This window comes from Symbiopectobacterium sp. (assembly GCF_051710365.1).
Lineage (GTDB): Bacteria > Pseudomonadota > Gammaproteobacteria > Enterobacterales > Enterobacteriaceae > Symbiopectobacterium.
The window spans coordinates 1-11,274 of the sequence record NZ_JBPETA010000102.1; the positions used below are offsets into that span (position 1 = coordinate 1).

Consider the following 11,274-nt stretch of genomic DNA (forward strand, 5'->3'; position numbering starts at 1 on the left):
GCCAATGGCAACATTACTTGATGGTAAACGGGTCTGGGCAGAAAAAAATCTGAACCAGATTTAATCTGACAGACACCTGTATAAATAACCGGTAACTGTCAGATCAGGTCTGAGCTAGTACAGATAATCAACATGGATATGACCCCACAACGCGCCACTCTGGCAGGCCTGTTAGCCATTCTGCTTTGGAGTACTTCTGTCGGCTTGTTACGCAGTTTAACCGAAGCCCTCGGCCCTGTCGGCGGGGCGGCGATGATATACAGCACCTGTACGCTCTGTCTGGTGCTCTTCTCCGGATTCCCGTCTTTGCGCGGTTTTTCCAAAGGCTATTTGTTCGGCGGTGGATTGCTTTTCGTCTGTTACGAAATCTTCTTGTCGCTCTCCATCGGCTTTGCCGCGAATCGCGTGCAGGCGATGGAAATGGGCATGATCAATTACCTTTGGCCAAGTCTCACTCTCTTGTTCGCGGTGTTTATCAACCAACAAAAAAGTAGCCTTGGGCTATAGATTGGGGTCGCGCTCGCGCTGGTCGGTATCATCTGGATGATGAAGGGCGAAAGCCACTGGTCGCCATTAGTGATGTGGCAAAACATTCTGACCAACCCGCTGGCCTACGGCCTGGCCTTCGCTGCCGCCATTTCCTGGGCGCTGTATTGCAATATCACCAAGCGCCTCGCGCGGGGGAAAAGCGGCAATACCTTGTTCTTCTTCGCCGTCAGCGTTGTGCTGTGGATTCAATACGCGGCCTCAGCCAGGCCGCCGATGGCATTTTCACTCACTACCGGGCTGGAATTGCTGTTTATGGGAGCATCAACAGCCGTCGCCTATTCTGCCTGGAATACCGGTATTCAACGCGGCAACATGACATTGCTCGCGACGGCATCTTATTTCACGCCGGTGTTCTCAACGCTGCTGGCCACCCTCTGGCTGCATACGGTGCCTGATTTGGCCTTTTGGCAGGGTGTCGCCATGATTACTCTGGGCTCATTGGTCTGTTGGTGGGCCACGCGAGAGACACAAAAACAGTAGGGTTTTATCGCACTCCCTTCAGCGGACAATACCTGTTATAGTGCGTTTCACATTTATTTAACTCATTTCATCGTATTGTATGTTAAAGCGTTTTTTTGCTTACTATGCCCCTACAAGGGGCTGTTTGTTCTTGATTTTGGCTGTGCCATCATCGCCGGTTTACTCGAGCTTGGTTTCCCGATGGCCATCAAGGCGTTCATCGACAAGCTGTTACCGGCTCAGGACTGGTCACTCATTTTACTCGCCTCTGTGGCTTTGCTGCTGGTCTACTTGCTCAATACCGCGCTGATGGCCATCGTCAACTACTGGGGACATGCGCTGGGTGTCGGGATCGAAACCGATATGCGTCGTCAGGCTTTTGAGCATCTGCAAAACCTACCGTTCCGCTATTTCGATAATATGAAAACCGGGCATATCATCACCCATGTAACCAAAGATCTTGAAGAAGTTGGCGAAGTAGCCCACCACAGGCCGGAAGATTTGTTCCTTGCCATCATGACCTTTATTGATGCCTTTATCCTGATGGCTACCGTACATCTTCCTTTGGCGATGATTACCGTGGTCATTGTACCGTTCATGACCTACCTGGTCAGCCGCTACGGTGCACAGATGACCGACACCTGGCGACGTCTGTTCGGTCAGGTCGGTAACTTTAATGCGCGCATTGAAGAGAGCATTGGTGGTATTCGCGTGGTTAAGGCGTTTGCCAATGAGTCTCATGAAAAAGCGCTGTTCGCGCAGGACAATGAGAACTATCGCACCATCAAACTGCAAGCCTACCGCATCATGACCGCCAGCCTGACGCTGAGCTATCTCAGCACGCGCTTGATTCAACTGATCATCATGCTGGCGGGCATATGGTATGTGATTCAAGGAGAACTCTCCTACGGTGGCTTTATTGGTTTCCTGCTGCTGATTGAAGTGTTCTTCCGTCCGGTTGCCAAGATAACCTCCGTATTGGAGAGCTATCCGAAGGGGATTGCCGGGTTTAAGCGCTTCACCCAATTGATTGATACAGTGCCTGATATCAAGGATGCCCCCGATGCCCGTGCGGTCACGCACCTGAAAGGAGATATCCGTTTCGATCACGTTAGTTTTGGTTACACGCCAGAACGACCGACGCTGCATGACATAACTCTCTCTATTCATGCAGGAGAAACCGTGGCATTCGTTGGTCCGTCAGGCGCAGGGAAAACCACGCTGTGTTCTCTGTTACCGCGTTTTTACGACTTAAACGCAGGTGCTATTACCATCGATGGGATTGATATCCGAAACATGACGCAAGCGTCATTACGCCATCAGATCGGTATCGTCCAACAGGATGTCTTTTTGTTTGGTGGCACCATCCGGGAAAACATCGCTTACGGTAAATTGGGTGCGAGCGATGAAGAAGTGATGCACGCCGCTCAGCGCGCCAAGCTCGATGAACTGATCGCCACTTTGCCAGACGGATTGAATACTGTTGTCGGTGAACGTGGGGTGAAACTCTCCGGGGGGCAGAAACAGCGTTTATCCATAGCGCGGATTTTCCTTAAAAACCCACCAATTCTGATTTTGGACGAGGCTACCTCCGCGTTAGATACGGCGACTGAACAGGCTATTCAGCAATCGCTAAGCGAGCTATCAAGCGGACGTACTACGCTGGTGATCGCACACCGCCTAGCGACTATTCAGAACGCCGATCGTATCGTGGTGGTGGATGAGGGACGGATTATTGAGCAAGGCAGTCATCAGTCGCTGCTCGATAACAGCGGCAGCTATGCCCGTCTGCATCATGCCCAGTTTGGTCAGGCATAACCGCTCCATCGCTATGTCGTAATCTTCAGGCGAGAGTGTTGTCTCTCGCCGTTTTCCTACCTACTCCCTTTTTTCCCCGCTTTTTTGGCATTCATGGTGTCTCACCCAATAAAATGCATTTAAAATACATTAATGAAAATGACTGGATGAGAGGCCAACCGTGGCACGAAAACCGATGGGAAAATATCGTCTGCGAGAACTGCGCACTGTTCTGCTGATGATAGATCTGTATGAAAAGCATCATCCCACAGAGATGGAGAACGACGATCGCTACCAGCAACTTTCTGCCTATGCCACCAACCGCCTTGAACGCTGTCAATTTGGCGAAGAGAAACCGGCCTGTAAGCATTGCCCAATCCATTGCTATCAACCGGCCAAGCGTGAACAGATTCGCGCCATTATGCGCTGGTCGGGACCGCGCATGTTATTGCACCACCCTATCCTGGCAATACGCCATCTAATTGATGACCACCGCCCCGTACCGGCATATACGCCACGGCAGGCCCCCACGGCGCGGGTACATCAATCGCAGAAAGCGAGCCCCGATCAAGGCATAAAAAAAGGCCGCTGAAGCGGCCTTTTTGTGAATTGCATGCAAGAACTACTCTTTGGGAGAGGCGTTCTCGACTCTGCTTTTGAGCTTTTGCCCTGGACGGAAGGTGACCACCCGGCGCGCCGTAATCGGAATATCTTCACCCGTTTTAGGGTTACGTCCCGGCCGTTGGTTCTTGTCGCGCAGATCGAAATTACCAAACCCCGATAACTTTACCTGCTCACCATTTTCCAGAGCACGGCGAACTTCTTCAAAAAAAAGTTCGACGAGTTCTTTGGCATCCCGTTTACTCAGCCCGAGCTTTTCAAACAGGTATTCTGACATTTCAGCTTTAGTAAGCGCCATAGGTTCAATCCCTCAAGGATGCTTGGAATCGCTGTTTTAGTGCCTCTACGCATTGTGATACGGTAGCGGCAATATCCTCTTCTGCCAGTGTACGAGAGGTATCTTGCAATACCAGACTGATCGCCAGGCTCTTATACCCTTCTTCCACGCCCTTGCCTCGGTACACGTCAAACAAGTTTACGCCAACTAACTGATTTGCGCCAACTTTCTTACATTCTGACAAAACTTCGCCTGCCGAAACGTTTTCTGCTACCACAACCGCGATGTCACGACGGTTCGACGGGTAGCGAGAAATTTCGCTCGCATCAGGAACCACGCGGTCTGCGACCTTGTTCCAGCTCAATTCGAACACCACAGTACGGCCATTCAGATCCAGTTTACGTTCCAGCTCTGGATGGATTACGCCAATGAAACCAACCGGTTCCCCTGCCAGATAAATCGCTGCGCTCTGGCCCGGATGCAACGCCGGATGCGATTCGGCTTTGAACTCAATTTCCGAAAGTTTACCTATCAGTGACAGCAGCGCTTCCAAATCGCCTTTAAGATCATAGAAGTCAACCGTCTGACGCGCCAGATCCCAATGTTCATCATAGCGATTCCCGGTAATCACGCCAGCTAACATAAGATCCTGACGAATACCGAGTTTATCCTGACTATCAGGAACGAATCTTAAACCGCTTTCAAAGAGGCGCAGGCGGCTCTGCTGGCGGTTTTGGTTATACACCACCGCCCCGAGCAAGCCGCTCCACAGCGACAGACGCATTGCTGACATTTCGGTGGAAATCGGGCTTGGCAGAATCAGCGCTTCTTCACCAGGATGAATCAGCGATTGCACTTTAGGATCGACAAAGCTGTAGGTAATCGCTTCCTGATAGCCGCGGTCAACCAGCAGCGTTTTCACGCGCTTGAGCGAAAGCGCAGCTTCACGGTGCGATGTCATGGTGAGCGGCGCATGGGTCGGGATATTGGGAATATTGTTATAGCCGTAAACACGGGCAACCTCTTCCACCAGATCCTCTTCAATCTCCATGTCAAAACGCCAGCTCGGTGCTACGGCGGTCCAGCCTGCATCGGTGCGTACTACTCTGCAACCGAGGCGAGTCAGGATATCGCTCACCTGTTCGTCTGGGACGACATGCCCAATCAAACGGTCCAGCTTTTCTCTGCGCAGCGTAATCGTTGCGCGGGCAGGTAAATGAGCGTCATTGGTTACATCAATCACCGGCCCGACATTACCACCGCAAATACTCAGCAGCAGTTGGCTCGCACGTTCCATCGCTTTGTATTGCAACGCAGGATCGACACCGCGTTCGTAACGGTGTGAGGCATCGGTATGCAAGCCGTGACGGAGTGCACGGCCGGTGATCGCCAGCGGATGGAAATAGGCACACTCAAGCAGCACGTTACGGGTTTCACCGTTAACCCCAGAGTGTTCACCGCCAAAAATACCGCCCATTGCCAGCGCTTTGCTGTGATCGGCAATTACCAGGGTGTCAGCATTCAACGTCGCTTCATTACCATCCAGCAGCGTCAGGGTTTCACCTTCCTGCGCCAGACGCACCACGATACCGCCGTCCAGACGATCCAGATCGAAAGCGTGCATCGGCTGCCCTAACTCCAGCAGCACGTAGTTAGTCACATCCACCACGGCATCGATTGAGCGGATACCGCAACGACGCAGCTTCTCGCGCATCCACAGCGGCGTTGCCGCCTTCACATCAATACCTTTCACCACGCGTCCCAGATAGCGTGGACAAGCGTCAGACGCCTCTACGCGGATCGGGAAAGTATCGGAAACCGTTGCGGCGACCGGCGTAATGTCCGGTGCCGTCAGCGGCAGTTGGTTCAGCACCGCAACATCACGGGCCACGCCAATGATACTCAAGCAGTCGGCACGGTTAGGCGTCACGCTGATTTCGATGGCGTTATCATACAGCCCGAGATAGGCACGGATGTCAGTGCCTATCGGCGCATCGTGCGGCAATTCGATAATGCCGCTGTGGTCTTCAGAAATGCCCAGTTCGGAGAACGAGCACAACATCCCTTCAGAAGGTTCACCGCGCAGTTTGGCAGCCTTGATTTTGAAATCGCCCGGCAGCACGGCACCAATCGTTGCAACAGCAACGCGCAGCCCCTGACGGCAGTTGGGTGCGCCACACACAATATCCAGCAGACGTTCACCGCCGACGTTAACTTTGGTAACGCGCAGCTTATCGGCATTGGGATGCTGGCCGCATTCAACGACTTCGCCTACCACCACACCATGAAACGCCCCCGCAACTGCCTCAACGCCATCCACTTCCAGGCCGGCCATGGTAATTTGTTCTGACAGTTCGTCACTGCTGATCGCCGGGTTAACCCACTCGCGCAGCCAATGTTCACTGAATTTCATAATACTGTACCCGCCTTACTTAAACTGTTTGAGGAAGCGAAGATCGTTTTCGAAAAATGCGCGCAAATCGGTTACGCCATAGCGCAACATGGTCAGACGCTCCATCCCCATACCAAACGCGAAACCGGAGTACACCTCCGGATCGATGCCAACGTTACGCAACACGTTAGGGTGCACCATGCCGCAGCCCAGCACTTCAAGCCATTTGCCGTTTTTACCCATCACATCCACTTCTGCGGACGGTTCAGTAAACGGGAAATAGGACGGGCGGAAACGTACCTGCAAATCTTCTTCGAAGAAGTTACGCAGGAAATCGTGCAGCGTGCCTTTCAGGTTGGTAAAGCTGATGTTTTTATCCACGATCAGCCCTTCCATTTGATGGAACATCGGCGTATGGGTTTGGTCGTAGTCGTTACGATAGACGCGGCCTGGCGCGATGATGCGGATCGGCGGCTGCTGTTTTTCCATGGTGCGAATTTGCACCCCGGACGTTTGGGTACGCAGTAAACGCGTAGCATCAAACCAGAAGGTATCATGATCGGCACGCGCGGGGTGGTGCCCCGGAATATTCAACGCATCGAAGTTGTAATAGGCATCTTCGATTTCCGGCCCGGTGGCTACCGAGAAACCCAACTCACCGAAGAAGGTTTCGATACGATCGATGGTACGTGTGACTGGATGCAAACCGCCGTTTTCCATGGTGCGCCCCGGCAGGGAAACATCGATGGTTTCTTCTGCCAGACGGGCGTTCAGCACCGCCGACTCCAACGTTTGTTTGCGGACGTTCAGCGCTTCTTGCACATCCTGCTTCGCCTGGTTGATGACCGCACCCGCCGCAGGGCGTTCGTCTGCGGGCAAATCGCGTAGCGATGTCATTTGCAGGGTTAAATGCCCTTTTTTGCCCAGGTATTCGACACGCACATTATCCAGCGTCGCAATATCCTGAGCCGCGTCTATGGCTGTTCTGGCATTCGCTACCAGCTCTGCGAGATGTGGCATTGCATTCCTCTTCTTCTGCCTGTATGGCCAGTTATCATGATTAGAACCAAACGCAAACAAAAAAGCCTCCCGGCGGGAGGCTTCAAGCGCTATTTTTCGTTTCTTTTCTTACGCGCAAAGCCTCCTGAGATCAGGTGCTAAAGTAAAAAAAGAAACGGAAAATAGCAGTAGTCATACTTGCGTTACCTTAATGTCAATACGCTTGTGCGTCACCAGTGTCGATGTTTATCGCCAATAGCCTATCGGCGGACACGTTTACGGTAAAAATGTTACTACAAACAGCACTGTCTTATTGGAAATCGACGCGAATCAAAAGTCAATCACAACCGTTATAGATATCGCTCAATGTGACAGAAAGGACACACTGGCGTCTCCTTAAACGAAAAGAGGGAGCAACGCTCCCTCTTTCCACTGGCTTACGCCAGGGCTGCTTTCGCTTTTTCAACCAGTGCAGAGAATGCCACTTTGTCGAATACGGCGATATCAGCCAGGATCTTACGGTCGATTTCAACAGAGGCTTTTTTCAGGCCGTTGATGAATTTGCTGTAAGACAAGCCATTTTGGCGAGCTGCTGCATTGATACGTGCAATCCACAGCTGGCGGAATTGACGTTTACGTTGACGACGGTCGCGGTAAGCGTACTGACCAGCTTTGATTACTGCCTGGAAGGCAACACGATAAACGCGCGAACGGGCACCGTAGTAACCTTTCGCTTGTTTCAGAATTTTCTTGTGACGTGCACGAGCAACCACACCACGTTTTACGCGAGCCATATGCTCTCTCCTAAAGTCTTATTCTTGATTCAAAAAGGTTACTTATGCGCACGGCAGACATGCGACAACTAGGCCCCGATCTCCTTTGGAGACCATGCCCTTCGGACGCAGATGACGTTTACGTTTAGTCGCTTTTTTGGTCAGAATATGACGCAGGTTAGCACGCTTACGCTTAAAACCACCTTTGGCGGTCTTTTTAAAGCGTTTAGCGGCGCCACGTACTGTTTTGATCTTTGGCATGTTAATTTCCACTTCGCATTGTTGATATAATGAATCAGCTAAGGCGAACAAAACCCGCGCGATGCGGACACCGCACGGGTTCTATTACTTGAATGCCTTACTGTTTCTTCTTCGGTGCAAGCACCATGATCATCTGGCGGCCTTCGATCTTCGTAGGGAAGGATTCGACCACTGCCAGTTCACTCAGATCGTCACGAACGCGGTTAAGCACTTCGATACCAATCTGTTGGTGCGCCATTTCACGTCCACGAAAACGCAGGGTGATTTTGGCCTTGTCACCGTCTTCCAGAAAGCGAACCAGGTTGCGTAGTTTGACCTGATAGTCGCCATCATCGGTACCAGGACGGAATTTGATTTCCTTAACCTGGATAACTTTTTGTTTCTTCTTTTGTTCCTTGGTGGCCTTACTCTTCTCGTAGAGGAACTTGCCGTAATCCATGATTCGGCAAACCGGCGGCTCGGCGTTAGGACTGATTTCAACTAAATCAACACCTGCTTCCTCGGCTTTCTCTAACGCTTCATTCAGACTGACAATGCCAATCTGCTCGCCATCGACGCCCGTTAGACGTACCTCTTGCGCGCGAATTTCTCTATTGATGCGATTAGGACGCGCCGGTTGAACTCGTTTTCCGCCTTTTATACCTTATTCCTCCAACTGATGAAGACTACGGCTGCGAATTTCTTGTTGCAGCTGCTTGATCACTTCGTTAACGTCGATGCTTCCCAAATCTTTGCCGCGACGGGTGCGAACGGCCACTTTGCCAGCTTCCACCTCTTTATCACCGCAAACAAGCATATAAGGAACACGTCGTAAAGTGTGCTCGCGGATTTTAAAGCCTATTTTCTCATTTCTCAAGTCCGCTTTTACACGAATACCTGCATCTTGCAGTTTTCGCGTCAATTCACTGACATATTCGGACTGTCCATCGGTGATATTCATCACCACAGCTTGCACCGGCGCCAACCAGGTTGGAAAGAATCCGGCAAACTCCTCGGTAAGAATACCGATGAAGCGCTCCATGGAGCCCAATATGGCGCGGTGAATCATCACCGGCACCTGGCGCTCGTTACTTTCGCCCACATAAGAGGCGTTTAAACGGCCCGGCAGTGAAAAGTCGAGCTGCACCGTACCACATTGCCAGGCGCGATCCAAACAATCGTGCAAAGTAAATTCAATTTTCGGACCATAGAACGCCCCTTCACCCGGCTGATAATCAAACGGAATCCCGTTCTCTGTCAGCGCAGCCGCCAAATCGTGCTCAGCGCGATCCCACATCTCATCGATACCGATGCGCTTTTCAGGGCGAGTGGAAAGCTTAACGACGATTTTTTCAAAGCCGAAGGTGCTGTACATGTCGTACACCATCTTGATACAGCTATTCACTTCTGCACGAACCTGTTCTTCGGTACAGAAGATATGGGCGTCATCCTGCGTAAATCCGCGCACGCGCATCAACCCGTGCAGCGAGCCTGACGGTTCGTTGCGGTGGCAACTGCCGAATTCGGCCATGCGCAGCGGCAAATCGCGGTAAGATTTTAACCCCTGATTAAAAATCTGCACATGCCCCGGGCAGTTCATCGGCTTGATGCAATATTCCCGGTTCTCTGACGAGGTGGTGAACATGGCTTCTTTGTAGTTTTCCCAGTGCCCGGTTTTTTCCCACAGCACGCGGTCCATCATAAAGGGCCCTTTCACTTCCTGATACTGGTACTCTTTGAGCTTCATGCGCACAAAAGCTTCCAGTTCACGGAATACTGTCCAGCCATCGTTGTGCCAGAACACCATGCCTGGCGCTTCTTCCTGCATATGATACAGGTCGAGCTGTTTGCCAATTTTACGGTGATCGCGCTTGGCGGCTTCTTCCAGACGCTGCAAATAGGCACCCAACTGTTTTTTGTCTGCCCAGGCCGTGCCGTAGATACGCTGCAACATCTTGTTTTTGCTGTCGCCACGCCAGTAAGCACCCGAGGTTTTCTGCAATTTGAAATGATGGCAGAAACGCATGTTGGGCACATGCGGACCACGACACATGTCGATGTATTCTTCGTGGTGATACAAACCGGGACGATCGTCGTGGCTGATGTTTTCATCCAGAATGGCGACCTTATAGGTCTCGCCACGCGCGGCGAAGACATCACGCGCTTCCTGCCAACTGACCTTTTTCTTGATAACATCGTAATCTTTGTCGGCCAGTTCATGCATGCGCTTTTCAAGCAGATCGATATCTTCCTGCGTCAGCGTGCGATCTAAATCAACGTCATAGTAAAAACCATTATCGATGACCGGGCCGATCGCCATTTTGGTATCCGGCCACAGTTGCTTGATGGCGTGTCCCAACAGATGCGCACAAGAGTGGCGCAGGATCTCCAGCCCCTCTTGATCCTTGGCGGTAATAATCGCCAATTGTGCATCAGAGTCGATCAGATCGCTGGCATCCACCAGTTCACCGTTAACGCGGCCCGCGATACAGGCTTTCGCCAGACCCGGACCAATATCCAGTGCCACATCAAAAGGAGAAACGGCACGATCGTATTGACGCTGACTTCCATCAGGAAGCGTAATAACAGGCATTCTAGTTCCCTTATTCGCAGTGGTGACCCACACGAAAGATCACATACGAAAATGAATTCACTTAGTTTTCAAAACATTGTGTAACCATCTAACCAACCGTCGTTAAATTGGTACACCTGGCACAAAATCAAAATCCCACGAAGCGTGGGATTGGTGACAAACGTCATGCTACCACCATTAGCAGGGATGAACCAGTCACTTACAACGTCCGTTAGCGCGTCAAATAACCGCACTTTTCCCACACATCAAAACGTGTTTGTCTTACCGGTCACAAATTGCCCTACAATTATCATGGTCATGACCTCGTTTTGTTAAGCAGAACACTTTATTTAACTAAAGTCAGCGGTACTCTTCATCCACTATTGGTGCCTGAAATTGGCCCCAACAGACAGATTACTTTATACATTTACGCACAAATACACTGATAAGAATACTGAGGATGAAACCATGAAACCGTCATTCCGCACCTACTTTAAGAATAAATTCGACGGTATCGCTCGCCGAGAACATCAACGATGGTCTTGTGAACAGAATTGAGGTTGGATACTTGTGGTGGTCTGTCACCAATACTGAA

General features: G+C 51.2%; 9 protein-coding genes, 2 pseudogenes and 1 other annotated feature. Of the genes and pseudogenes, 3 read left to right on the plus strand and 8 right to left on the minus strand.

Annotated elements, in window-relative coordinates; genetic code table 11:
• Positions 1 to 138: 138 nt before the first annotated feature.
• The 3 genes and pseudogenes from yddG to ACTBDZ_RS10670 all read left to right on the plus strand — a co-directional run bounded on the left by yddG (position 139) and on the right by ACTBDZ_RS10670 (position 3,397).
• Positions 139 to 1,029: pseudogene (gene yddG, locus ACTBDZ_RS10660) on the plus strand (aromatic amino acid DMT transporter YddG).
• 79 nt (positions 1,030 to 1,108) lie between these two features.
• A pseudogene (locus ACTBDZ_RS10665) lies at positions 1,109 to 2,826 on the plus strand (ABC transporter ATP-binding protein).
• Positions 2,827 to 2,986: 160 nt separating this feature from the next.
• Positions 2,987 to 3,397: a nitrous oxide-stimulated promoter family protein gene (locus ACTBDZ_RS10670; protein WP_438815291.1), complete on the plus strand. Its 411-nt coding sequence runs from the start codon at positions 2,987 to 2,989 to the stop codon at positions 3,395 to 3,397.
• Positions 3,398 to 3,427: 30 nt separating this feature from the next.
• Here the strand turns inward: ACTBDZ_RS10670 and ihfA are convergent, their stop codons facing one another.
• From ihfA to thrS, 8 genes are all read right to left on the minus strand, one after another.
• Entirely contained in the window at positions 3,428 to 3,724 is a 297-nt protein-coding gene (gene ihfA, locus ACTBDZ_RS10675; protein ID WP_009112984.1) for an integration host factor subunit alpha, read from the minus strand.
• 4 nt (positions 3,725 to 3,728) lie between these two features.
• Positions 3,729 to 6,116: a phenylalanine--tRNA ligase subunit beta gene (gene pheT / locus ACTBDZ_RS10680; protein ID WP_438815292.1), complete on the minus strand. Its 2,388-nt coding sequence runs from the start codon at positions 6,114 to 6,116 to the stop codon at positions 3,729 to 3,731.
• Positions 6,117 to 6,131: 15 nt separating this feature from the next.
• Entirely contained in the window at positions 6,132 to 7,115 is a 984-nt protein-coding gene (gene pheS, locus ACTBDZ_RS10685) for a phenylalanine--tRNA ligase subunit alpha (protein WP_264642493.1), read from the minus strand.
• A gap of 55 nt (positions 7,116 to 7,170) precedes the next feature.
• Positions 7,171 to 7,295, minus strand: a sequence feature (Phe leader region).
• A complete protein-coding gene (gene pheM, locus ACTBDZ_RS10690; protein WP_195313495.1) occupies positions 7,246 to 7,290 on the minus strand; it encodes a pheST operon leader peptide PheM in 45 nt (14 codons plus the stop codon). (Overlaps the previous feature by 45 nt.)
• 236 nt (positions 7,296 to 7,531) lie before the next feature.
• Entirely contained in the window at positions 7,532 to 7,888 is a 357-nt protein-coding gene (rplT, locus tag ACTBDZ_RS10695) for a 50S ribosomal protein L20 (protein WP_009112987.1), read from the minus strand.
• 42 nt (positions 7,889 to 7,930) lie between these two features.
• Complete coding sequence (gene rpmI, locus ACTBDZ_RS10700; protein ID WP_438815293.1) at positions 7,931 to 8,128, minus strand: 50S ribosomal protein L35; 198 nt, start codon at positions 8,126 to 8,128, stop codon at positions 7,931 to 7,933.
• A 97-nt stretch (positions 8,129 to 8,225) separates the two neighbouring features.
• The gene (gene infC, locus ACTBDZ_RS10705) at positions 8,226 to 8,768 is read right to left on the minus strand and encodes a translation initiation factor IF-3 (RefSeq protein ID WP_195313494.1); all 543 of its coding nucleotides are present in this window, start codon (positions 8,766 to 8,768) and stop codon (positions 8,226 to 8,228) included.
• A 3-nt stretch (positions 8,769 to 8,771) separates the two neighbouring features.
• Complete coding sequence (gene thrS / locus ACTBDZ_RS10710; protein ID WP_438815294.1) at positions 8,772 to 10,700, minus strand: threonine--tRNA ligase; 1,929 nt, start codon at positions 10,698 to 10,700, stop codon at positions 8,772 to 8,774.
• Between the last annotated feature and the right edge of the window lie 574 nt (positions 10,701 to 11,274).

Excerpts from the sequence above, each read along its gene's own strand:
- ihfA (WP_009112984.1), bottom strand. The coding sequence starts at position 3,724 with ATGGCGCTTACTAAAGCTGAAATGTCAGAATACCTGTTTGAAAAGCTC.
- pheT (WP_438815292.1), bottom strand. The coding sequence starts at position 6,116 with ATGAAATTCAGTGAACATTGGCTGCGCGAGTGGGTTAACCCGGCGATC.
- pheS (WP_264642493.1), bottom strand. The coding sequence starts at position 7,115 with ATGCCACATCTCGCAGAGCTGGTAGCGAATGCCAGAACAGCCATAGAC.
- rplT (WP_009112987.1), bottom strand. The coding sequence starts at position 7,888 with ATGGCTCGCGTAAAACGTGGTGTGGTTGCTCGTGCACGTCACAAGAAA.
- rpmI (WP_438815293.1), bottom strand. The coding sequence starts at position 8,128 with ATGCCAAAGATCAAAACAGTACGTGGCGCCGCTAAACGCTTTAAAAAG.
- thrS (WP_438815294.1), bottom strand. The coding sequence starts at position 10,700 with ATGCCTGTTATTACGCTTCCTGATGGAAGTCAGCGTCAATACGATCGT.